Raw genomic sequence first — 22,564 nt, 5'->3', positions numbered from 1 at the left:
GGCCTGCCCCACCGAAGCGCCCGTGCACCAGGAACCGGCGGCAGGGCTGAGCACGTGGTCTTGAACAGAACTTCCAGCCGCCCCGGCGGCAGGGCTGAGCACGTGGTCTTGACCGGCGCTTCCAGACGCCATGGACAACGATGCCTCGGCACCAACGCGCCGGACCGTGACGGCCTGGACAGCGTGTTCAGCGGTTCCCGCACCGACCGAAGCCGCGGCCCCGGCTACGGGGAGAGCCGTCCCGGAGACCGGGATGGCGTTCTCAGACGACGAGATCGGCATCCCGTTAGCAGGGATCCTGAGGATGGCCGCTGCACCCGGCAGGAGGGCGGCTCCAGCCGGGAACGTTCCAGCACCCGAAAGGCGGGTTACGGAACCCGGAGAAGCCGGGGCGGCGTAGCCCGGGAGACGTGTGACGGCGCCCGGGGCGGCTGAGGCGACGTAGCCCGAGTGGCGGGTTACGGCGCCCGGAGAGGCTGAGGCGACATAGCCCAAGACGCCGGTTACAGCACCCGCGGAGGCTGAGGCGACGTAACCCGAGACGCCGGTTACAGCCCCCGGGATGGCAGGGGCGGTGGTCTTGGGGGGCGGGGTCAAATGCCGTGTCCTCGGTTGTGGAGCAGGGTGAGTACGGTGGGCGCGGAGACGAGGCCCGCCGCCACCGCCAGCGCGATCGGCGCACGCGGTTCGCCGCGCCGGGCCGCGAACGTGCGCAGGGCCCAGCGGACGGCCTCGCGCCGATGCCCGAGCGCGGCATGACTGAAGGCCAGCTGGCCGTAGACCCGTGCCGCGCCGCGCGGATCCACGGCCAGTTCGGGATGCCGGGCGAGCATCCAGTCGAGCCCGGCAATGCGGTCCGCCCAGCAGGCGACGTAGTGGGACCCGCCCCACCGCACCCGGACGAGCGGCCGGTCCACGTGCGCGATCGGCCGGCGTTTGGCCGCGCGAAGTGCGAGGTCCCAGTCCTCGTTCTGGCCGGCGGGTGCGCTCTCGTCGGCCCAGAACAGGCCGCGTTCGAACAGGAACGTCGAGGAGTGCACCATCACCATGCGGGACCGTACGAGGTCGTCCACGGTGACGGTGGAGGTCCCGGCGAGCCGGGGTACGCGGCGGCGGCCGTGTTCGACCTCGATGCCGCAGCTGGCGAACTCGGCGCCGTCCAGCAGCGCGCGTACCTGAGCCGTGAGCTTGCCCGGCAACCAGACGTCATCGTCGTCGCAGAAGGCGACGAGGTCGGTGTCGCAGGCCGCGATGCCGGTGTTGCGGGCACCAGGCAGGCCGGGGGTGCGGACATTGGGCAGAACACGGACACACTGCCGGGGCCCGACCACAACCCCGGCCACCTGCCCCGCCACCTGCTGCGCCACCTGCCCAACAACCGAACCAGCCACCTGCCCCATCACCGGCCCAACCACGTGCGAGGCCACCGAACCGGCCACCTGCCCCACCATCGGTCCAACCACGTGCGAGGCCCCCTGTCGAACCTCCAGACCGGGCACGTGCTCACCGACCTGACCCGACGCGTGCCTGCCCACCTGCCCAGACACGTGCTCGGCCACCTGACCGGCCACGTGCGACGCCGCCGGTCCGACCGGGGAGGCGGGAACGGGGCCGGTCGGGTAGGCAGGAGCGGGGCCGGTCGGGTAGGCGGGAGCGGGGCCGGTCGGGTAGGCGGGAGCAGGGGCGTCGGCGACGACGATCACGGACAGCGCGCCAGGGTGGTCCTGGGCGAGCGCCGCCAGGACGGCGTCGCGGAGCCGGGCCGGGCGGTTTCCGCGGGTGGGGATCACCACGCCCACCGACGGGCCCGTCACGCCCCCGCCCTCCGATAGCCGTACTTGGACCTGAGCGGCCAAGTGAGGGCGTTCACCACCCGCCGGTCGGCTTCCGGCAGCCCGTGCACCCAGGCGTCGTCCCGCCGCAACTCCACCCGTCCGACGTGGAACCGCATCGGGTTGCCCGAGGCGGTGTGCGCGGGGCCCAGCCAAGCGGTCCTGCCCTCGACGAACGGCAGCGACGGCACGGACAACCCGAGCTGAACCGTCAGCGCCATGAGCGTCGGGGCGGGCGCGGCGACGAGGTCCTCGTAGCGGACCCTGGTCACGCGTGCCCCGCGACCGGCGAGCAGCTCCAGCGCGGCGTTCTGGGCCGTCCAGTGGATCGCGGTGCGGGCCGGGCCCCAGCGGGTCATGGGGGAGCCGTTCTCGGGGCGCTCGACGACCCGGCTCCAGGAGTGGGCGACGGCGCGCGGGTCCCTGACCACCTGGACGATCCGTACGTCCACCCCGCTCGCCACCAGGCAGCAGGCCAGCGACGCGTGCTTGCTGGAGTCGATCACGACGGGGGCGGCGACGGCTTCGTACAGCAGCCGGTACGCCTGCGCGTACGCCGCCAGATCGGGATGCTCGATACGGACGATCCGCCGCGTCCGATCGACCCGGCGGCGCAGCGCGAGGACCTCCTCAGCCAGCGCAGGCGTCCATCCGCCGAACGCCCGCTCCCCCACCCCCAGCCAGAAACCGCACTCGGGAAAGCTGACGCCGCACCCGCAGAGCTCCTGCGCGAGCACTCCCCGCTCCCAGAGATGCACCACCTCCCCGAGGGCCACCACTCCGGGCAGCTCCCCGAGGAGCCTCTCCAGCAACGTGGTGCCGCTGCGGCCGAGACCACCCAGATAGATCACTCGGGTGGTGGTTGCATGAACACTCACGTAGGGGACTTTCGCGTCGTCGAACACGGAACGCGACGACCCTAGCGCGCAGAGTAATCAGCCGGTCACGGAATCACCAAAAGATCTACGCTCAGCTGGCTTCCATGATCATGCCTGCGCCGACCGTGCCGTTCGTGGCCTCGTCGACGAGGATGAAGCCGCCGGTCAACCGATTACGGGCGTAGTCGTCCACGAACATCGGCTGCGTGACCCGCAACGACACCCGCCCGATCTCGTTGAGGCTGAGCGAGGTCGCCTCCTCGTCCCGGTGCAGGGTGTTGACGTCGAGCCGGTAGTGCAGATCGCGTACGAGGGCGCGCGCCGTACGGGTGGTGTGCTTGATCGTCAGCTTGGTGCGCGGGGTCAGCTTGAGCCCGTCGGCCATCCAGCAGACCATCGCCTCCAACTCCTGCGCCACGTGGGGCTGGTTGTTGGGCCGGGCGATCATGTCGCCGCGCGAGATGTCGATGTCGTCCTCGAAGCGCAGCGTCACCGACATGGGCGCGAACGCCTCCTCCACCGGGCCGTCGAACGTGTCGATCGAGGCGATCCGGGTGGTCAGGCCCGACGGCAGGTGCACCACCTCGTCGCCCGGCTTCAGCACGCCGCCCGCGACCTGGCCCGCGTAGCCGCGGTAGTCGTGGAAGACGTGGTCGTTGGCCCGCTGGGGGCGGATGACGTACTGGACGGGGAAGCGGACGTCGGTGAGGTTGCGGTCGGAGGCGATGTGCACGTTCTCCAGGTGGTGCAGGAGCGACGTGCCGAGGTACCAGGGCATGTTCTCCGAGCGCGAGACCACGTTGTCGCCGTTGAGCGCGGAGATCGGGATGAAGGTGAGGTCACCGACGTTGAGCTTGGAGGCGAACGCGCTGAACTCCTCCCTGATCTCCTCGAACCGCTCCTGGGAGTAGTCGACCAGGTCCATCTTGTTGACGGCCAGCACCAGGTGCGGGACGCGCAGCAGCGAGGTCAGGAACGCGTGCCTGCGCGACTGCTCCAGCACGCCCTTGCGGGCGTCGATGAGGATGATCGCCAGATCCGCCGTGGAGGCGCCGGTGACCATGTTGCGGGTGTACTGGATGTGCCCGGGGGTGTCCGCGATGATGAACTTGCGCCTGGGCGTGGCGAAATAGCGGTACGCCACATCGATCGTGATCCCCTGCTCCCGCTCGGCCCGCAGGCCGTCGGTCAGCAGCGACAGGTCGGTGTATTCGGTGCCGCGGTCGCGCGAGGTCCGCTCGACGGCCTCGAGCTGGTCTTCGAAGATGGCCTTGGAGTCGAAGAGCAACCGTCCGATGAGGGTGGACTTGCCGTCGTCGACGCTTCCCGCCGTGGCAAAGCGAAGAATGTCCATTTTAGAAGTAGCCCTTGAAATAGACGCAGCCGGTCCCCCATGGACCGCAACTGGTACGGACGGTCAGCATTAAAAGTAACCTTCCCTTTTGCGGTCTTCCATGGCCGCCTCGGATGAGCGGTCGTCGGCCCTGGTGGCCCCGCGCTCGGTGATCCGGGTGACGGCGATCTCCTCGATGATCTCCTCGACCGTGGCGGCCGTGGACTGCACGGCGCCGGTGCAGGTCATGTCGCCCACGGTGCGGTAACGCACCTCCGCCTCGAACAGCGGCTCGTCGTCGCCGCGCTGGACGACGTCGGAGTCGGGCAGCAGCATGCCATCACGCTCGAACACCTTGCGGGTGTGGGCGAAGTAGATCGAGGGGATCTCGATGCCCTCGCGCCGGATGTAGTCCCAGATGTCGAGCTCGGTCCAGTTGGACAGCGGGAAGACACGGATGTGCTCGCCCTTGCGGATGCGCGCGTTGTAGAGGTTCCAGAGCTCGGGGCGCTGGTTCTTCGGGTCCCACTGGCCGAAGTCGTCCCGGAAGGAGAACACCCGCTCCTTGGCCCTGGCCTTCTCCTCGTCGCGCCTGGCGCCGCCGAAGACGGCGTCGAACTCGTGCTCCTCGATCGCGTCGAGCAGCGTGGTGGTCTGCAGGCGGTTGCGCGAGGCGCGCCGCCCGGTCTCCTCCACGACGCGGCCCTGGTCGATGGAGAGCTGCACGCTCGCCACGACCAGGCGCGCGCCCAGCTCGGTCGAGCGGCGGTCGCGGAACTCGATGACCTCGTCGAAGTTGTGCCCGGTGTCCACGTGCATCAGCGGGAACGGGATCGGCGCGGGCCAGAACGCCTTCTCCGCGATGCGGAGCATGACGATGGAGTCCTTGCCTCCGGAGAAGAGCAGACACGGACGCTCGAACTCCGCCGCCACCTCACGCATGATGTGGATGGCCTCGGCCTCGAGTACGTCAAGTTGCGACGTCGTGTAGTCGCGCTGGAGCATGGAAGCTTCCTCCGGCGGTCAGCGGTGCAGGTCCCGGATTCCGGCGAGCAGTGATGGCGCCAGCTCCGGTAGGGAAACCAGGATATCCGGTAGCGACGGGTCAGCCTGGTTGTAGGTCAGCGCGGTGCCGTCGATCCGGCTCGCGTGGGCGCCGGCGGCCTGCGCGACCGCGACCGGCGCCGCGGAGTCCCATTCGTACTGGCCGCCGGCGTGGACGTACGCCTCGACCTCGCCGGTGAGCACCGCCGAGATCTTCGCCCCGGCCGAGCCGATCGGCACGAGGTCGGCTCCGACGAGGTAGGCGAGCTTCTGTACGAACTCGGGCGGCCTGGTGCGGCTCACCGCGATGCGGAAGCGCCCCTTCTGGCGCGCGGGCAGCTTCGGCGGGGCGGCGGTCGTCAGCGTGCGGCCCTGGGCGGGCAGCGCCACCGCGCCCGCGCTCAGCTTCCCGCGCTCCCACAGGGCCACGTGCACGGCCCAGTCGGCCCGCCCCTCCGCTGCGCTTATGGTCGCGCTCCCTTCGGCCCCGTCTTGGTTACGCAGGCTGCCGCCTCCGGGGCCGGCTCGCCGCTCTGTGCTTATGGTCGCACTCCCTTCGGCCCCGTCTTGGTTACGCAGGCTGCCGCCTCCGGGGCCGGCTCGCCGCTCTGTGCTTATGGTCGCGCTCCCTTCGGCCCCGTCTTGGTTACGCAGGCTGCCGCCTCCGGGGCCGGCTCGCCGCTCCGCGAACTCACGGGTGCCGTCCAGGGGATCCACAATCCACACCCGGGACGCCTTGAGCCTGCGCGGGTCGAGCCGCTCCTCGCGGGTGGCCTCCTCCGACAGCACGCTGTCGCTCGGCCGCAGCCGGGCCAGCGACTCCATGAGGAAGACGTGCGAGGCCCGGTCGCCCTCGTCTCGCAGCGCCCGCGAGTCGGCGAAACCCACGCGCTCGCGAATCCGCAGCAGCCTCTCGCCCGCCTCGGTCGCCAGATCGGCGGCGACGGTGTGGTCGTCGCGAATCGTCATCAATATGCTCCTTGCCCGCGCGCGACAGCCGACCAGGTCTTCCAAAGGATTTGGAGATCCAAGGTGAGGGACCAGTTTTCCACGTAACGCAGGTCTAGACGGACAGACTCCTCCCACGATAGGTCAGATCTGCCGCTGACCTGCCACAGCCCGGTCAATCCCGGGCGAACGAGAAGTCTTCTGCGCACGTCGTCACCGTAGCGTGCCACCTCCTCGGGCAGTGGCGGGCGGGGGCCCACCAGCGACATGTGGCCGAGGACCACGTTGAGGAGTTGCGGCAGCTCATCGAGGGAGTGGCGGCGCATCAGCGCGCCCAGCGGCGTGACCCGCGGGTCGTTCCGGATCTTGAACAGCACCCCGTCCCTGTCGCTCACCAAGGTGATCTTCTGCTGCTCGGAGCCGCGCCGCATGGTGCGGAACTTCAGGATCGTGAACGGCCTGCCGTCCCTGCCGACCCTGGTCTGCCTGAAGAGCGCCGGACCGGGGCTGCTCCCGCGTACGGCGACCGCCAGCCCCGCGAGCACGGGCGCGAGCAGCACCAGCAGCACGACCGCGACCAGCCGGTCGAACATGTTCTTGACCAGTTGCCTGACCCCGGTGAGCTCGGGATGCTCCACGTGCAGCAGCGGCAGCCCCGCGGCCGGTCTGATCATGGTACGCGGCCCGGCGACGTCCATCAGGGCCGGCGCGACGACCAGCTCGGTGTGGGTGCGCTCCAGCCGCCAGGCCAGCCGGCGCAGCGCCTGGCCGTCCATCTCGGGGCAGGCCAGCACGGCCACGGTGTCGGCCTCGACCTGGTCGACCACGATGGGCACGTCGCTGAGGTCACCGGCGACCGGCACCCCGCTGACGTGCTCGCCAGGGGCTCCGCCGGGCAGGCAGGCGGCCACGACGTCCATGCCGTGGTGGGGCTCCTCGCGGAAGAGTCGTACGAGCTCGGCGACGGAGGCGGCGTGGCCGACCACGACGACCTTGCGCATGCAGGCGCCGGACGCCCGGCGCCGGTGCAGCGAGCGGCGCAGGGCGTACCTGAAGATCAGGGTGAGGAGGGTGACGAGCGGCAGCGCGAGGACCACGTAGCCGCGGGCGACGTCGGTCTTGGTCACGTAGGAGCCGATGGCGGTGCCCGCGGTCAGCGCCACGCCCGCCTGAACGACCCGGCGGAACTCCTCGGAGCCGACGCCGATCATGCGCGGTTCGTACGCCCGGTTGAGCGCCACCGCGCAACACCACACCACCGGCAGAACCAGACTGACCAGAAGGTACGGCAACGCGTACGGCGTGAACCCGCCGAACCTGACGGAGAACGCCACGCCGGCGCCGACCCCCGCACCGCAGAGATCGGCCAGCAGGGCGCGCAGCCGGTAGGAGCGGACCCAGGAAGGCGTGCGCGGCCTGGACCCACGGGAGACCACATGGCCGGATCTGCCCACGGCCATGAGTCCTTCACCGCGCACGCGCGCCTCCAGGTGACCCTTCCTGAACGGACAGTCACTGATCGTAGCCGCGCGCATGCGGACGAACCTGCGAACGGCCCTTTGCGCGGATCAGCGTGGAGGACCGGAAATGTGCAGATCAGCCCGGTGGAAGTCGTTCTGGGTGGCCTCCAGGCCGCGGGCCATCAGCGACTCCACCACGTCGGCCGCCCGGTCGACGAGGAACGGCAGGTCCTTGCGCTCCATGGTGGCGAAGTCGCGCAACACGAAGGCGGCAGGGTCCATCCTGCCGGGCGGGCGCCCGATCCCGAAACGGACCCGCAGGTAGTCGCGGGTGCCGAGGACCTTGGTGATGGACTTGAGCCCGTTGTGGCCGTTGTCGCCGCCGCCCAGCTTGGCCCGCAGCGCGCCGTAGGGCACGTCGAGCTCGTCGTGGACGACGATCAGCCGCTCGGTCCCGATCTTGTAGAAGTCGGCGAGCGCCTTGACCGGACCGCCGGAGAGATTCATGTACGTCAGCGGCTTGGCCAGGATGGCCTCACGGGTCTCGCAGACCTCGGCCCGGCTCTTGTGAGCCTTGAACCGGCCGCCCGCCCTCGCGGCGAGCTCGTCGAGCACCATGAAGCCCGCGTTGTGCCTGTTGCCCGCGTATTCGGGCCCCGGGTTGCCCAGTCCGGCGATGAGCCAGCGGTCCATGTGATCCCCTCGCGGCGGCACGGGGCGGCGGCGCCGCCCCGTGCCCTGGATGACGCGTTACTCGGCGGCTGGGGCCTCAGCGGCGGGCGCCTCGGCGACCACGCCCTCGACGGCCTCTTCCTCCTCCGCGGGAGCCTCGACCGGCTTGGCGATGACGTGGAGGACGACGGTCTCGGGGTCGGCGACCAGGCTGGCGCCCTCCGGGAGCGGGAGCTGCGCGGCGGTGACCGAGGTGCCGATCACCAGGCCGTCGACGTCGACCTCGACGCCGGTCGGGATGTTGGTGGCCTCGGCCTCCACGGCGACGGAGACGAGCTGCTGGTCGAGCAGGCCGTCGGAGTGGACGTCACCGACGGTGGTGACCGGGATCTCGACGGTGACCTTCTCGCCGCGCCTGACCAGGAGCAGGTCGACGTGCTCGACGAAGCCCTTGATCGGGTCGCGCTGCACGCCCTTGGGCAGGGCCAGCTCGTCGATGCCGTCGCCCTCGAGGCGGATCAGCACGTTGGGCGTGCGCAGCGCGAGCAGCACCTCGTGACCGGGCAGGGTCAGGTGCTTGGTGTCGGTGCCGTGCCCGTAGAGGACGGCGGGGACCTTGTCGGCGCGGCGGATCTTACGAGCGGCGCCCTTGCCGAACGCGGTGCGCGACTCGGCGGCGATACGTACCTCGGACACGACATCTCCTAGGGATGCTGTGGGAATCGGATCGTTGAGCGCTCACCCTCACCCGCCCTAGCGGAAGGCGTTACGAGCGCAACCCCGTCAGTTTACTAGCTACTCGGCCTTCGGCCGTCCAGCTGACGCGTTCACGTGTCGCCCTCGAACAGGCTCGTGACCGAGCCGTCCTGGAAGACCTCGGTGATGGCGCGGGCGATCAGCGGCGCGATCGACAGCACGGTCAGCTTGTCGAACCTGCCCGCCTGCGACAACGGCAGCGTGTTGGTGACGATGACCTCGGAGATCCGGGAGTTCTTCAGCCGGTCGACCGCGGGGTCGGAGAAGACGGCGTGGGTGGCGGCGGTGATGACGTCGGTGGCGCCCTGCTCGTAGAGGGCGTCGGCGGCCTTGCAGATCGTGCCCGCGGTGTCGATCATGTCGTCGATCAGGACGCAGGTGCGGCCGCGTACGCGTCCGACCACCTCGCTGACCTTCACCTGGTTGGCCACGTCGAGGTCGCGGCGCTTGTGGATGAACGCCAGCGGCGTGCCGAGGGTGTCGGCCCAGCGCTCCGACAACCGCACGCGGCCGGTGTCGGGCGAGACGACGGTGGTGTTCTCCAGGTCGAGTTTGTTCTTGAGGTAGCTCTCCAGCACCGGCATGGCGAACAGGTGGTCCACCGGGCCGTCGAAGAAGCCCTGGATCTGTGAGGTGTGCAGGTCGATCGACATGAGCCGGTCGGCGCCCGCGGTCTTGAACATGTCGGCCATGAGCCTGGCCGTGATCGGCTCGCGGCCGCGGCCCTTCTTGTCCTGGCGGGCGTAGCCGAAGAACGGCATGACCACGGTGATGCGCTTGGCGGAGGCCCGCTTGAGCGCGTCGACCATGATGAGCTGTTCCATGATCCACTTGTTGATGGGGCCGGTGTGGCTCTGGATCACGAACGCGTCGCAGCCGCGTACGGACTCCAGATAGCGGGCGTAGATCTCGCCGTTGGCGAAGTCGATCAGTTTGGTGGGGGTGAGGGAGACGCCGACGTGCTCGGCCACCTCGTCGGCCAGCTCCGGATGGGCACGGCCGGAGAAGAGCATGAGGTTCTTCTCGCCGGGCTGTTTGATGCTGGTCACTGCTTTTTCTCCTGCTCTTGCTCGGCCAGCGCCCGCTCGGCGGCCGCGGCCGACTTCGTGCCCGCGCGCCTGCGCAAGACCCATTTCTCGATGTTGCGCTGCCGCGCTCTTGCCACACCCATCGCGCCCGGGGGAACATCGTCGACGATCGTCGAACCCGCGGCCGTGTAGGCACCGTCGCCGACGGTCACGGGAGCGACGAGCATGGTGTCGCACCCGACGAACGCGCCGTCGCGCACGGTGGTGTGGTGCTTGTTGACCCCGTCGTAGTTGACGAAGACTGTGGAGGCGCCGATGTTGGCGTCGTCGCCGATCGTGGCGTCCCCGGCGTAGGACAGGTGCGGCACCTTGGAACGCTCACCGACCTTGGTGTTCTTCATCTCGACGAACGTCCCCGCCTTGGACCTGCGGCCGAGCACGGTGCCTGGGCGCAGGTAGGCGTAGGGGCCGACGTTGGCCTCCGGGCCGATCTCGGCGTGGTCGCAGACGGAGTTGCGGACGATCGCACCCTCGCCGACGAAGGTGTCGGTGAGCGTGGTGGCGGGTCCCACCTCGGCGCCGGCCTCGATGACGGTGTCACCGTGCAACTGCGTGCCGGGGTGGATGACGGTGTCGGGGCCGATCCTTACGCCCACGTCGATCCAGGTGCTCGTGGGGTCGACGATCGTGACGCCGGCGCGCATGTGCGCTTCGAGCAGGCGCTGGTTGAGCACCCGGCGCGCGGCGGCCAGTTGGACGCGGTCGTTGACGCCCTCGACCTCGACGAAGTCACCGGCCACGCAGGCGCCGACCCGGTGGCCGTCGCCGCGCAGGATGGCCAGCACGTCGGTGAGGTATTCCTCGCCCTGGACGTTGTCGCTGGACACACGCTTGACGGCGTCGGCCAGCAGCAGGCCGTCGAAGGCGTAGATGCCGGAGTTCATCTCCTTGATGGCGCGCTGCCCGGCGTCGGCGTCCTTCTCCTCGACGATCTCCAGCACGTCGCCGGTCTCGTCGCGGATGATCCGCCCGTAGCCGGTCGGGTCGGGCACCTCGGCGGTCAGCACGGTGACCGCGTTGCCGTCGGAGGCGTGCTGTTCGAGCAGCGTGGCGAGGGTCTGGGTGCGCATGAGCGGCACGTCGCCGTACGTCACCAGCACCGTGCCGGCGATCGTGCCGACCTCCTCGAGCACGGTGCGGACGGCGTGGCCGGTGCCGCGCTGCTCTCGTTGCACGACGGCGCGCGCGTCGGGGCTGGTGACGGCCAGGTGGCCGCGGACCCGCTCGAGCGCGTGACCGATGACGACGATGAGCTGCCCGGGACCGAGGTCGCGGGAGGCGGCGAGCATGTGGTCGACCAGCGTGCGGCCGCACAACTCGTGCAGGACTTTCGGGGTCTGGCTCTTCATCCGGGTGCCCTCGCCGGCGGCGAGGACGATGACGGCTGCCGGGCGCGGCACACTCACGGACTGAGGCTCCCTGTGACTGGACGGATCAGGGTGATTGGTACGTGTTGATTAGTACGTCTACCGCACCGCTACCCTCCCGACACCGTGAGGATACCTGGCCCCACCCCGAACATTCGCGCGGGGGGAGCCGCTGGAGGACACGTCGAAGCTCCCGGGCGAAGCGGGAGGAGCACGTCAAAGCTCCCGGAAGAGGACTCGAACCCCTACAAAGTGGACCAAAACCACTTGTCCTGCCGATTAGACGATCCGGGATAGATCGGACACGTGGCGTCCGACACATCTCATACGATACCGAGCCCGCACCCGCCCGCGCGCCCGTAATTACACCGCGCCTCCCGCGCGGGAGCGAACTCCGCAGGTGGCACGGGGTGCGCGAGGCACGGCCGCTTATAACAGACGGCCCATAAAGCCGCAAGATACGAACCCCACCCACCTTCGGCGACGGCGCGTGACCTCTCCCACATTCACAGCTTAGGTCTTCCTTACTTACGCTGGCGTAGGTTACGGTTGCGTAGCCGGACATTCATCCTCATACCTGTCGTAGGAGGTCGCCAATGACCGTTGTCGCCGAACGCTCCGCACCTACCCCGAAGCCCGAGCACGAACCCGAGCCCAGGTCCAGGGCCGAGCTGATCATCTTCAGCCTGGTCGTCGGACTCCCCCTCGTCGCGATCGCCGCTGCGGTGCCGCTGGCCTGGGGATGGGGCCTCGGCTGGACGGACATCGCGATCGCGTTCGTCTTCTACGTGGTCTCCGGGCTCGGCGTCACCGTCGGGCTGCACCGCTACTTCACGCACGGCTCGTTCAAGGCCAAGCGGGCGCTGAAGATCGCCATGGGCATCGCCGGCAGCCTGTCGCTGGAGATGTCCGTGCTCGACTGGGTCGCCACCCACCGCAAGCACCACAAGTTCTCCGACAAGGAGGGCGACCCGCACTCGCCGTGGCGCTTCGGCCCCGGCTTCAAGTCCATGTCCAAGGGCCTGCTCTACGCCCACATGGGCTGGCTGTTCGAGAGCGAGCGGACCAACAGGGAGAAGTACGCCCCTGACCTGTGCAAGGACGAGGACGTCGTCAAGCTGCACAAGTGGTTCGGCGCGCTCGCGCTCACCTCACTGCTGCTGCCCGCCGTGCTGGGCCTGCTGTTCACCTGGTCCTGGCAGGGGGCGCTGACCGCGTTCTTCTGGGGGACGCTCGTCCGCATCGGGCTGCTGCACCACGTGACCTGGTCGATCAACTCCATCTGCCACGTCTTCGGCGAGGAGGACTTCCAGGTACGCGACAAGTCGCGCAACGTTTCGTGGCTGGCCATCCCGTCCTTCGGCGAGTCGTGGCACAACCTGCACCACTCCGACCCGACCTGCGCCAGGCACGGCGTGCTCAAGGGCCAGATCGACCTGAGCGCCGGCCTCATCCGCATCTTCGAGAAGCTGGGCTGGGTCCACGACGTCCGATGGCCGACGCCCGAACGCCTGGCGGCGAAGCGCATTGCCTGATGACCATCGGCCGGTAGACGGCCATGGATCCGTGGCCGTCATTATGGAGACCGTGACCGAACCCCGATCTCGCAGGCGCATGTCCGGTAGCGAGCGAAGAGAGCAGCTGATCCGCATCAGCCGCACGCTCTTCGCCGAGAAGGGGTTCGACGGGACCTCTATCGAGGAGATCGCAGCTACCGCACAGGTGTCGAAACCCGTGGTGTACGAACATTTCGGCGGCAAGGAAGGCGTCTACGCGGTCGTGGTCGACCGCGAGATGCGGAAGCTGCTCGGCATGATCACCGAGGCCCTCTCGGCCTCGCACTCGCTCATCAAGCTGGAGCGGGCCGCGCTGGCCCTGCTGCAGTACATCGAGGAGAGCAGCGAGGGTTTCCGCATCCTCGTACGCGACTCGCACGCCGCGTCGGGGACCGGCACGTTCGCGAGCCTGATCAGCGAGATCGCCAGCCAGGTCGAGGACGTGCTGGCCGACGAGTTCGCCGCGCGCGGCTACGACCCCAAGCTCGCGCCCATGTACGCCCAGATGCTGGTCGGCATGGTGGCGCTGACCGGCCAGTGGTGGCTCGACGTACGCAAGCCCGGCCGCGAGGAGGTGGCCGCCCACCTGGTCAACCTCGCGTGGAACGGTTTGACCGGGCTCAACCCCAACCCGGAGATCACCGCCACCACCCGAAACCATGCCGCCCCGGTCAAGCCGCGCGCCGGTGAGAAGGAGCTGCGCGAGTTCGAGAAGGTGCGCGAGAAGGAGCTCAAAGAGGCCGAGAAGATCCGCCAGCGGGAGTTGAAGGAGGCGGAGAAGGCCCGGGTGCGGGAGCTGAAGGAGCGCGAGCGGCTGCTCAAGGAGGCGGAGAAGGCGCGCGAGCGCGAGGAGAAGATCCGCCAGCGCGAGGCCAGGCTGGCGGAGCGGGCCGCCCGGCTGGAACAGGTCGACCACCCCGAGTAGTGGAGTTGAACCCGCAGGCCACCAGGGGTGACGATGGGGTTGAGCCGAGCTGACCATCCGGGGTGAGCCGTTGCGGCTACGTTAACGTTCTGTTCAACCAATCGGGGCAATATAGGTCATATGTCCGCGGAACCGTTGCATCCCGCCAACGACCTGCCCTTGCCTCAGGAGCGGTTCCTCAACCGTGAGGAAAGCTGGCTCTCCTTCAACGAGCGGGTGCTCGAACTGGCCGAGGATCCGTCACTTCCCCTCCTCGAACGCGTACGTTTTCTGGCGATCTTCGCGAGCAACCTCGACGAGTTCTTCCGCGTACGCGTGGCCGGGCTCAAGCGGCGCATGGCGACGGGCCTGCTGCTGCGGACCAAGAGCGGGCTGAAGCCGCGCGAGGAGCTGGCCAGGATCGCCACGATCGCGAACGAGCTGGCCAGGCGGCACGCGGCGGCCTTCCACGAACGGATCTGCCCGCAGCTCGCGACCGAGGGCATCGAGATCGCCCGCTGGGACGACCTGGGCCGCGAGGAGCGTACGGAGCTGCGCAAGCTGTTCAGGGAGCGCATCAGGCCGGTGCTGACCCCGCTCGCCGTGGACCCCGCACACCCATTTCCGTATATTTCCGGGCTCAGCCTGAATTTGGCCGTCCTGGTGCGCAATCCGGCCACCGATCACACGGTTTTCGCGAGGGTCAAGGTTCCTTCGCAGTTGCCCAGGTTCGTACCCGCATCTAAGGACCGATTCGTCCCGCTAGAGGACGTTATTGCGGCACATCTGGGACAGCTCTTCAAGGGCATGGAGATCCTCCAGCACCACGTCTTCCGCGTCACCAGGAACGAGGATCTCGACGTGGACGAGGACGTCACAGAGAACCTCATGCAGGCCCTGGAGAAGGAGCTGCTCAAGAGGCGCTTCGGCCCGCCCGTCCGGCTGGAGGTCGAGGACACGATCACGCCCGAGGTGCTGGCCCCGCTCGTGGAGGAGCTGGAGCTGGCGCCGCACGAGATCTACCGCCTGCCCGGACCGCTCGACCTGACCGGCCTGCACGCCATCGCCGACCTCGAACGCGGCGAGCTGAGCTACCGGCCGTTCGTGCCCGCCGAGGTGATCAACGCCGAGGACGACATCTTCGCGACCCTGCGCGAGCGCGACGTGCTGCTGCACCATCCGTACGACTCGTTCGCCACCAGCGTGCAGCACTTCATCGAGGTGGCCGCGGCCGACCCCAGGGTCCTGGCGATCAAGCAGACCCTCTACAGGACCAGCGGCGAGTCCCCCATCGTGAACGCACTGATCGACGCGGCCGAGGCGGGCAAGCAGGTCGTGGTGGTCGTGGAGATCAAGGCCCGCTTCGACGAGCACGCGAACATCTCCTGGGCCCGCAAGCTGGAGAAGGCCGGCTGCCACGTCGTCTACGGCGTGGTCGGCCTGAAGACGCACTGCAAGCTCGCCCTGGTGGTCCGCCAGGAGTCCTCAGGCGAGCTGCGCCGCTACTGCCACATCGGCACAGGCAACTACAACCCCAAGACCGCCCGCCAGTACGAGGACTTCGGCCTGCTCACGGCGGACCCGCTGGTCGGCGAGGATGTGACGGACCTGTTCATCCACCTCACCGGCTACTCCCACCACTCCGCCTACCGCCGGCTGCTCGTCGCCCCGCACTCCATGCGCAGCGGCCTGCTGGCCAGGATCGAGCGGGAGATCGCGCACCAGCAGGCGGGACGGCCTGCGCGGATCCGGATCAAGACGAACTCGCTGGTGGACGAGCCGATCATCGACGCGCTCTACCGGGCGTCCAGGGCCGGTGTGCCGGTCGACGTGTGGGTCCGCGGGATCTGCACCCTCCGCCCCGGGATCCCAAATTTGTCGGAAAATATCCGCGTAAGGTCGGTTCTGGGGCGGTTTCTGGAGCACTCCCGGGTCTACGAGTTCGGCCTGGGGCGGCGGCCTGAGGTGTGGATCGGCAGCGCCGACCTGATGCGCAGGAACCTCGATCGCCGCGTCGAAGCCCTGGTCAAGGTGACGGCGCAGCAGCACAGGGCCTATCTCATCGAGCTGATGGATCTGGCCATGGCCGAGACCACGAACGCGTGGTGGCTCAACTCCGACGGCACCTGGGCCCGCCATCAGGGCGAGGACTCACAGAGCCGTCTCATCGGCACCCGCCGCTGGAGGACCGTTGATGACTGACCTGCTCCGCGCCGCCGGAGCCGTGGTCTGGAGGGGCGAGGAGAGCCGCCCGGAGGTCGCCGTCATCCACCGCCCCGCCTACGACGACTGGACCTTCCCCAAGGGCAAGCTGAAGACCGGGGAGCACGTGATCGCCGGCGCGCTGCGCGAGGTCCACGAGGAGACCGGCATGACCGTCCGGCTGGGCCGCGCCCTGCCGCCCGTCCACTACTTCAGCAGGGGGCGGCTCAAGCGGGTCGACTACTGGGCGGGGCGGATGGTCGCCGACGACGGGTTCGTGCCCGGCGAGGAGGTGGACGAGCTGTTCTGGCTGCCGGCGGAGGAGGCCAGGGCGCGGCTGACGTACGAGTGGGACGCGGGGCTGCTGCGGGCGCTGGCGGTGGCGCCGCTGGAGAGCGTGCCGCTCGTCCTCGTACGGCACGGCTCTGCGGGCGCCAGGAACGAGTGGGCCGGCGAGGACGCGCTGCGCCCGCTGGATCCCGAGGGCGCCTCCCAGGCGGCGCGGCTGGCGACGGCGCTGCCCGCGTACCGGCCCGAGGTGCTGATGAGCTCGCCGAGCGCGCGGTGCGTGGAGACGCTGGTGCCGTACGGGGGCGGGATCAAGGTCGAGCCGCTGCTCAGCGAGGAGAGCCAGGACCCGCACAAGACGCCCGTCCTCGTCGGGGACCTGACCGTGGCCGCGGCCGTGTGCAGCCACGGCAAGGTCCTGCCCGCGCTGATCCACGCGTTGAGCGGCAAGGACGTGCACCTGCGCAAGGGCGCGTTCGCCGTGCTCCACAGGCTGGACGGGCGCGTGGTGAGCGTCGAGCGCTACACCACCTGACCGGCTACCTCAGAGCACCTGACCGCTACTACCTCAGAGCACCTTCCGCACAGATACGAGGGTTTCCGCCCAGACCCTGGGGAAGTCGGCGTGCGCCCGCTCGGCCGTGTTGCGCTCGATCCCGATGAGCAGCCCGTACGTGAACGTGTCCTCGCCCGCCTGACGGGCGCTCTCCGCCTCCTTCGCCAGCCTCTCCTGCGCGACCACCCCGTCCTGGTGCGTGCCCAGCACTTCCTGGATGTCCGCGGCCAGCCGGGCCAGCCGGGCCATGTTCCTGCCGAGGGTCGGTCGCAGCGCTTCGGCGGTGTAACGGGCGCGTTTGGCCGCCTTGCGCACGTCGTGCATGGCGATCTCGCGGCGTTCCAGGTCGTCGATGGCCTGGGCGGTGTCGTACGCCCTGGTCACCCTGTCCCAGTTCGCGGCGGCGATCGCGGTGAGCCGCTCCTCCGCCGGCTTGGCCGCCGCCTTGCCCAGGTTCGGGGTGGAGACGAGGTCGTCGAGCGCGTTGAGGAGGGCGTAGTACCGATCGCCGCTGAGCGTCTCCTTGATCCGCTCGTACGCCTCCTGCTCGCGTTCGAGGAGATCCGCGCCGAGCCTCGTCTGGATGGGGCCGGTGACCAGCTCGGGGGCGAGGGTGGCGAGCGCATCGCCGAACCTGGCTCTGATCACCTCGAGGTCGCGGGCCTCACCCAGCACCATGCCGAGCCACCGCAGCTCCTCCTGGACCTCCTCGGTGTCGACGACCACGGTCCTGAACGCCTTCAGCGCGCTGCGCAGCCTGCGGGAGGCCACGCGCATCTGGTGTACGGCGTCGTGCTCGGCCCGGCGTACCCTCGGGTCCTGCGCGAGGAGGGCGGTCACCTGGCTCGCCAGGTAGTTGACGATGATCTCTCCGGCGCTGCCCGGTTCGGTGGGGGCCTTGGGGAGCGGTGTGGGTTCGAGCAGTTTGGCGAGCTTGCTGGCCGCCGCGGAAGGGGTGGCGCCGGCCTTCTTGAGCCGCTTGCCGACCTTGGCCAGCAGCGCCGTCCTGGACTCGTCGAGCAGCTCCGCCTCGACCTCGCGCCACCGTACGATCTTGGGCTCGGGACCGTGGACGGTGCCCTTGACCCGGTCGTCGGCGATCTCCACGAGCCCCGTGTCGCCGTCGCGCAGGACGGTGACGGTCCTTCGGGTGACGAGTTCGGCGACCACCTGGAGTTCGGCGCCGCGGGCGTGGGCGCGGACGAGCTCGGCCAGCTCCGGGGGCACGACCTTGGTGCTGCGGGTGAGCGGGTGGGTGATCTCCTGGCGCACGCCCTTGGCCTTGGGCAGCTTCAGGTGCCAGCCGGCGTCGTCGCCGCCACGTCGTCGCCTGAGCGTGACGCCTCGGGCGGCCAGCCTCAGATCGGGCGTGTCATAGTAGAGCGCCACGAGCTGGTAGCTCTTCGGGCCCACGACGTCGGCCAGACCGCTCAGATCGGGAATCTCGTAGTCCTGGGAAACGTCGAACTTGTCCTCGATCTCGATGCCCACTACACCTCGCAAGAGTCCGATTTCGGACAATCATGCCACCGGCAGGTGAACATCACACGGCCTGTAGGAGTTCGATTCTGTTGCCCACCGGGTCGGCGACGTAGATGCGACGGTAGCCGGGGAAGAGGTCGTCGGGCACCGCGCCCGGGAGCTTGGCGGCGTACAGGTCGAGGTCGTCGACCAGGAACGCCGGGTGAGCCTTGCGCGCGGGCGTGAAGCCTGCCTCGATGCCGAGGTGGATCTCCACGCCCTCGCCACGGAACCACACGCCGCCGCGCTTGGCGAGCTCGGGCGGCTTGGGCACCTCGCGCAGGCCGAGCACGCCCTCGTAGAACTCCCTCAGCAGGGGCTCGCTGCCCTCCGGTGCGGCGAGCTGCACGTGGTGCAGCGACTTGATCATCTCTGCGCCACCACGAAGATCCGCCGGAACGGGAACGGCGTGCCATAGATCCTGGCCGGGTACGCCTCGGCCAGCAGCTTGCCCAGGTCCTGCTTGAACCGCCGCTGCTCCTCGGGGTCGAGCCGGTCGAGCATGGGGCGCAGGGCGGTGCCTGAGACCCAGTTGAGCACCGGGTCCTCGCCCTGGAGCACGTGCACGTACGTGGTCTCCCAGGCGTCCGCCTGGCCGCCGCCGTCGTTGAGCAGGTCGACGTACTCCAGGGGGTCGCCGACCGGGTCTTTCCTGATCAGGTCGGCCAGCCGGTCGGACCAGGCGCGGGAGGCGCACAGCTCGCGGATCGCGACGTGGCTGGGCGCGTCGAAGTTCCCCGGCACCTGGAAGGCCAGCCAGCCGCCCGGCGCGAGGTTCTCCATCCAGTGCTCGAGCACGGCGCGGTGGTCCGGTACCCACTGCAGGACGGCGTTGGACACGATCACGTCCATCGGCCGGTCGGGCCGCCAGGTGGTCACGTCCGCGACGGCGAACTTGATGGGGGTGTCCAGCCGGCGCGCCTTGACGATCATGGCGGCCGACGAGTCGAAGCCTTCCACGGTCGCGTCGGGCCAGCGATCACCCAGCGCGACGGTGAGCTCGCCGCTGCCGCAGCCGGCGTCCACGACATAATCGGGATCAACCGCCCCCACCCTGGAGATCAGCTCGACGAACGGCCGTGACCGCTCGTCGGCGAAGATGGCGTAGGTCATCGGGTCCCAGATATCTCTCGACATAGAGATTATTGATATCGAGAGAGATATCTCGATGTCAAGACAGTACACTCTTGTGTCATGACGGAGGATGCTAGAGACGAGGTCGACCGCCTCGTCGCGGCCTGGCGAGTGGAACGCCCAGACCTCGACGTCGAGCCGCTCCAGGTGCTCTCCAGGGTGTCACGATTGGCCAAGCATCTCGACCGAGCGAGGCGGGCGGCGTTCGCGGAGCACGCTCTGGAGCCGTGGGAGTTCGACGTGCTGACGGCGCTGCGGCGGGCCGGCAAGCCTTACGAGCTCAGCCCCGGCGCGCTGCTGCGGGCCACGCTGGTCACGTCGGGGACCATGACCAACCGCATCGACCGCCTCGCCGCCACGGGACTGGTGCGGCGGCGGCCCGATCCCGAGGATCGGCGCGGGGTGCTGGTGTCCCTGACCGAGACGGGCCTGTCACGAGTCGACGCCGCCTTCTCCGACCTGCTCCGCCGCGAACACGAACTCCTCTCCGGTCTAGCGCCCGACCAGCGCGTCGCTCTCTCTTCCCTCCTCCGGAGCCTGCTTGCCCCCTTTGACTCGTCTTGATTTTTCTTTACGGCGGGCCAAGTTGACCGGACTCGCCGACGTTGGTTTCCCTCCGTCAAGCGCCGGTTGTGAGAGCTCACAGGGTTCTCGCCGTTACGAGCGCATCCTTGGCCGGCTTCTTCGCCGAGTCGGGCACCTTCTACCCAACGACCCCCAACTAGTCGCCCAGGCGGTCGGCGGCTTCGAGCCATTCGGCTTCGATGGTGTCCTTCTGGGTGATGATGTCGCGTAGCTGGGCGTCGAGGGAGCCCAGTTTGGCGTAGTCGCTGGCCGCTTCCGCCATGGCGGCGTGGAGGCGGGCCTCCTGGCCGCTCAGCTTGTCCAGTTGGCGTTCGAGGCGGTTGAGCTCCTTGCGGAGCTCGCGTTCTTCCTTGGCTGACAAGCCGATTGTCGATTGTTCGGACGCACCCGCCGCTGATTCGCCCGGCACCGTTTCGCCGGTTGGGGCCGCTGCCGCGGTCGCCGGGCGGGAGGTCGTGGCGGTGCCGATGCGTGTGGTGGGCGCGTCGGCGGTGGCGAGGCGGGCCGTCACCGCCGTGCCCGCCGTGCGGCGTTCGAGGTATTCGTCCACCCCGCCGGGAAGCAGCGAGAGCCTGCCGTCGCCCAGCAGCGCCACGCTCCGGTCGGTCACCCGCTCCAGGAAGTAACGGTCGTGGCTCACCAGGATCAGCGTGCCCGGCCAGCCGTCCAGCAGGTCTTCGAGCTCGTTGAGGGTCTCGATGTCGAGATCGTTGGTGGGCTCGTCGAGCAGGAGGACGTTCGGGTCGTCCATGAGGAGCCTGAGCAGTTGCAGCCGTCGCCGCTCACCGCCCGACAGATCACCGACGACCTTCCACTGCGCCTCGCCCTTGAACCCCAGGCGTTCGAGCAGCTGGGAGGCGGTCCACTCCTTCTTGCCGAGCTTGAGGTACTTGCGTACTTCCTCTACCGACTCCAGCACCCGCCGCGCCGGGTCGACCTCGCCGAGCTCCTGGGACAGGTGCGCGACGCGTACGGTCTTGCCCCTGACCATCCGCCCCGATTCCGGCTTCACCGTGTCGGCGAGCAAGCGCAGCACCGACGACTTGCCGGAACCGTTGACCCCGATCAAACCGACCCGGTCGCCGGGACCGAACTGCCACGTGCAGTGATCGAGAACCAGCGGCCCGCTGCCCGGCCCGCCGGCGTGCAGCGTGACGTCCTCCAGGTCGTAGACGGTCTTGCCGAGCCGGGCCGCGGCGAACCGCATCAGCTCGACCGTCTCGCGCGGTGGGGGCTCGTTCGCGATCAGTGCCTGGGCGGCATCGATGCGGAACTTCGGCTTCGACGTACGGGCGGGCGGGCCGCGGCGCAGCCAGGCGATCTCCTTGCGCATGAGATTCTGGCGGCGCTCTTCGGCGGCCTGCGCGATGCGTGCCCGCTCGGCCTTGGCCAGGACGTAAGCCGCATAGCCCCCCTCGTAGCGCTCGACGCGGCCGTCCACGACCTCCCACGTGCGGGTGGAGACCGCGTCGAGGAACCATCGGTCGTGCGTCACGACCACCAGCGCGCTCTTCCTGGTGGCCAGGTGTCCTGCCAGCCACGCGATGGCCTCGATGTCGAGGTGGTTCGTGGGCTCGTCCAGCATGATCAGGTCGTGGTCGTCGATGAGCAGCTGGGCCAGCCCCGTACGCCTGCGCTCGCCACCCGAGAGATCGGCGGCCTTGGCGTCGAGGTCGAGGTCGCCGATCAGGTTCGTCAGGATCTCGCGAACCCGCTGGTCTCCGGCCCACTCGTGCTCGGCCAGCCCGCCGAGGACGATCTCGCGCACGGTGGCGGTGGGATCGAGCGTGCCCTGCTGCGACAGGAACCCCACCCGCAGGCCCCTGTTGTGGGTGACCCTGCCGCTGTCGGGGCGTACGTCTCCCGCGATGACGTGCAGCAGCGTCGTCTTCCCGCCCCCGTTACGCCCGACCACGCCGATGCGCTCCCCGGCCTCGACACCCAGGGAGAGGTCGCTGAGGAGCGGCTTGGGACCGTAGGCATGGGAAACCGACTCAAGATTGACCAGATTCATGACCTCCCCAGAGTATCGGCTCCCGCCTGCCTCCCATCCGCCCTCGCCTCTGAGCGCCCTCACCTCTGAGCGAGGAGGATGCGCCTCTGCACAACCGCGGCCGTCCCAAGGCGGCCGCAATTCGGAGGTCACCAAGCACGGCCGGCCCGGAGGCCGCCGGCCAATCCGGAGGTCACGAATCGCGGCCGGCCCGGAGGCGACCGGTCGATCCGGAGGTCACGAATCCCGGCCGATCCGGAGGCGACCGGTCGATCCGAAGGCCACGAATCCCGGCCGATCCGGAGGCGACCGGTCGATCCGAAGGCCACGAATCCCGGCCGATCCGAAGGCCACGAATCCCGGCCGATCCGGAGGTCACCAACCACGGCCACTCCGAGGTGGGCGGCCGGTCCGGAGACGGGCGAACGATCTGGAGGTGGTCGGGTG

19 protein-coding genes and 1 tRNA gene are annotated in these 22,564 nt (G+C 69.1%); 5 read left to right on the top strand and 15 right to left on the bottom strand.

Annotated elements, in window-relative coordinates; translation table 11 throughout:
* Positions 1 to 593: 593 nt before the first annotated feature.
* The 11 genes from ITP53_RS39855 to ITP53_RS39805 all read right to left on the bottom strand — a co-directional run bounded on the left by ITP53_RS39855 (position 594) and on the right by ITP53_RS39805 (position 11,672).
* Positions 594 to 1,814, bottom strand: coding sequence for a glycosyltransferase (locus ITP53_RS39855; RefSeq protein ID WP_328817269.1), 1,221 nt, complete (start codon positions 1,812 to 1,814; stop codon positions 594 to 596).
* Positions 1,811 to 2,710, bottom strand: a complete 900-nt coding sequence (locus ITP53_RS39850; protein WP_195900648.1) for a sulfotransferase — start codon at positions 2,708 to 2,710, stop codon at positions 1,811 to 1,813. The genes ITP53_RS39855 and ITP53_RS39850 overlap by 4 nt, the downstream gene beginning before the upstream one ends.
* Positions 2,711 to 2,801: 91 nt before the next feature.
* Positions 2,802 to 4,085: a sulfate adenylyltransferase subunit CysN gene (gene cysN / locus ITP53_RS39845; RefSeq protein WP_195900652.1), complete on the bottom strand. Its 1,284-nt coding sequence runs from the start codon at positions 4,083 to 4,085 to the stop codon at positions 2,802 to 2,804.
* 48 nt (positions 4,086 to 4,133) lie between these two features.
* Complete coding sequence (gene cysD / locus ITP53_RS39840) at positions 4,134 to 5,048, bottom strand: sulfate adenylyltransferase subunit CysD (protein ID WP_195900647.1); 915 nt, start codon at positions 5,046 to 5,048, stop codon at positions 4,134 to 4,136.
* A gap of 18 nt (positions 5,049 to 5,066) precedes the next feature.
* A complete protein-coding gene (locus tag ITP53_RS58370; protein WP_195900646.1) occupies positions 5,067 to 6,056 on the bottom strand; it encodes an inositol monophosphatase family protein in 990 nt (329 codons plus the stop codon).
* Positions 6,056 to 7,495 (bottom strand): sugar transferase, encoded by a 1,440-nt coding sequence (locus tag ITP53_RS39830; RefSeq protein ID WP_195900651.1) that lies wholly within the window; start codon positions 7,493 to 7,495, stop codon positions 6,056 to 6,058. Before ITP53_RS39830 ends, ITP53_RS58370 begins: the two co-directional genes overlap by 1 nt.
* Before the next feature lie 108 nt (positions 7,496 to 7,603).
* Positions 7,604 to 8,188, bottom strand: a complete 585-nt coding sequence (gene pth, locus ITP53_RS39825; protein WP_195900645.1) for an aminoacyl-tRNA hydrolase — start codon at positions 8,186 to 8,188, stop codon at positions 7,604 to 7,606.
* 57 nt (positions 8,189 to 8,245) lie between these two features.
* A complete protein-coding gene (locus tag ITP53_RS39820; protein WP_195900644.1) occupies positions 8,246 to 8,863 on the bottom strand; it encodes a 50S ribosomal protein L25/general stress protein Ctc in 618 nt (205 codons plus the stop codon).
* A 131-nt stretch (positions 8,864 to 8,994) separates the two neighbouring features.
* Entirely contained in the window at positions 8,995 to 9,972 is a 978-nt protein-coding gene (locus ITP53_RS39815) for a ribose-phosphate diphosphokinase (RefSeq protein WP_195900643.1), read from the bottom strand.
* Complete coding sequence (gene glmU, locus ITP53_RS39810) at positions 9,969 to 11,417, bottom strand: bifunctional UDP-N-acetylglucosamine diphosphorylase/glucosamine-1-phosphate N-acetyltransferase GlmU (protein ID WP_195900642.1); 1,449 nt, start codon at positions 11,415 to 11,417, stop codon at positions 9,969 to 9,971. The genes ITP53_RS39815 and glmU overlap by 4 nt, the downstream gene beginning before the upstream one ends.
* Before the next feature lie 183 nt (positions 11,418 to 11,600).
* A tRNA-Gln gene (locus ITP53_RS39805) sits at positions 11,601 to 11,672 on the bottom strand.
* Positions 11,673 to 11,974: 302 nt separating this feature from the next.
* On the opposite strand from ITP53_RS39805, the gene ITP53_RS39800 reads away from it, so the two are divergent.
* The 4 genes from ITP53_RS39800 to ITP53_RS39785 all read left to right on the top strand — a co-directional run bounded on the left by ITP53_RS39800 (position 11,975) and on the right by ITP53_RS39785 (position 16,863).
* Positions 11,975 to 12,913 carry an acyl-CoA desaturase gene (locus ITP53_RS39800; RefSeq protein WP_195900641.1) on the top strand — a complete coding sequence of 313 codons (939 nt, stop codon included), beginning with the start codon at positions 11,975 to 11,977 and terminating at the stop codon, positions 12,911 to 12,913.
* A gap of 43 nt (positions 12,914 to 12,956) precedes the next feature.
* The gene (locus ITP53_RS39795; protein ID WP_236051659.1) at positions 12,957 to 13,859 is read left to right on the top strand and encodes a TetR/AcrR family transcriptional regulator; all 903 of its coding nucleotides are present in this window, start codon (positions 12,957 to 12,959) and stop codon (positions 13,857 to 13,859) included.
* Positions 13,860 to 13,979: 120 nt separating this feature from the next.
* Positions 13,980 to 16,040, top strand: a complete 2,061-nt coding sequence (locus ITP53_RS39790; protein ID WP_195900640.1) for an RNA degradosome polyphosphate kinase — start codon at positions 13,980 to 13,982, stop codon at positions 16,038 to 16,040.
* Positions 16,033 to 16,863, top strand: coding sequence for an NUDIX hydrolase (locus ITP53_RS39785; protein ID WP_236051658.1), 831 nt, complete (start codon positions 16,033 to 16,035; stop codon positions 16,861 to 16,863). The genes ITP53_RS39790 and ITP53_RS39785 overlap by 8 nt, the downstream gene beginning before the upstream one ends.
* Before the next feature lie 33 nt (positions 16,864 to 16,896).
* Here ITP53_RS39785 and ITP53_RS39780 read toward each other — a convergent pair whose 3' ends face one another.
* Genes ITP53_RS39780 through ITP53_RS39770 form a run of 3 tightly spaced genes read right to left on the bottom strand, consistent with a single transcriptional unit; the run spans position 16,897 to position 19,542 of the window.
* Positions 16,897 to 18,375 (bottom strand): CYTH and CHAD domain-containing protein, encoded by a 1,479-nt coding sequence (locus ITP53_RS39780; protein WP_195900639.1) that lies wholly within the window; start codon positions 18,373 to 18,375, stop codon positions 16,897 to 16,899.
* A 52-nt stretch (positions 18,376 to 18,427) separates the two neighbouring features.
* Entirely contained in the window at positions 18,428 to 18,775 is a 348-nt protein-coding gene (locus tag ITP53_RS39775) for a VOC family protein (RefSeq protein WP_195900638.1), read from the bottom strand.
* On the bottom strand, positions 18,772 to 19,542 hold the full coding sequence (locus ITP53_RS39770) for a trans-aconitate 2-methyltransferase (RefSeq protein ID WP_195900637.1): 771 nt from the start codon (positions 19,540 to 19,542) through the stop codon (positions 18,772 to 18,774). Before ITP53_RS39770 ends, ITP53_RS39775 begins: the two co-directional genes overlap by 4 nt.
* 57 nt (positions 19,543 to 19,599) lie before the next feature.
* Between ITP53_RS39770 and ITP53_RS39765 the strand changes: the two genes are divergently transcribed.
* The gene (locus ITP53_RS39765) at positions 19,600 to 20,103 is read left to right on the top strand and encodes a MarR family winged helix-turn-helix transcriptional regulator (RefSeq protein ID WP_195900636.1); all 504 of its coding nucleotides are present in this window, start codon (positions 19,600 to 19,602) and stop codon (positions 20,101 to 20,103) included.
* Between the two features lie 157 nt (positions 20,104 to 20,260).
* On the opposite strand, the gene ITP53_RS39760 is transcribed toward ITP53_RS39765, so the two are convergent.
* Positions 20,261 to 22,138, bottom strand: a complete 1,878-nt coding sequence (locus ITP53_RS39760) for an ABC-F family ATP-binding cassette domain-containing protein (protein WP_195900635.1) — start codon at positions 22,136 to 22,138, stop codon at positions 20,261 to 20,263.
* Positions 22,139 to 22,564: the final 426 nt, after the last annotated feature.

The sequence above is a fragment of the Nonomuraea cypriaca genome (assembly GCF_015645445.1).
GTDB classification, from domain to species: Bacteria; Actinomycetota; Actinomycetes; order Streptosporangiales; family Streptosporangiaceae; genus Nonomuraea; species Nonomuraea cypriaca.
This window is presented reverse-complemented; position numbering and strand designations above follow the sequence as displayed.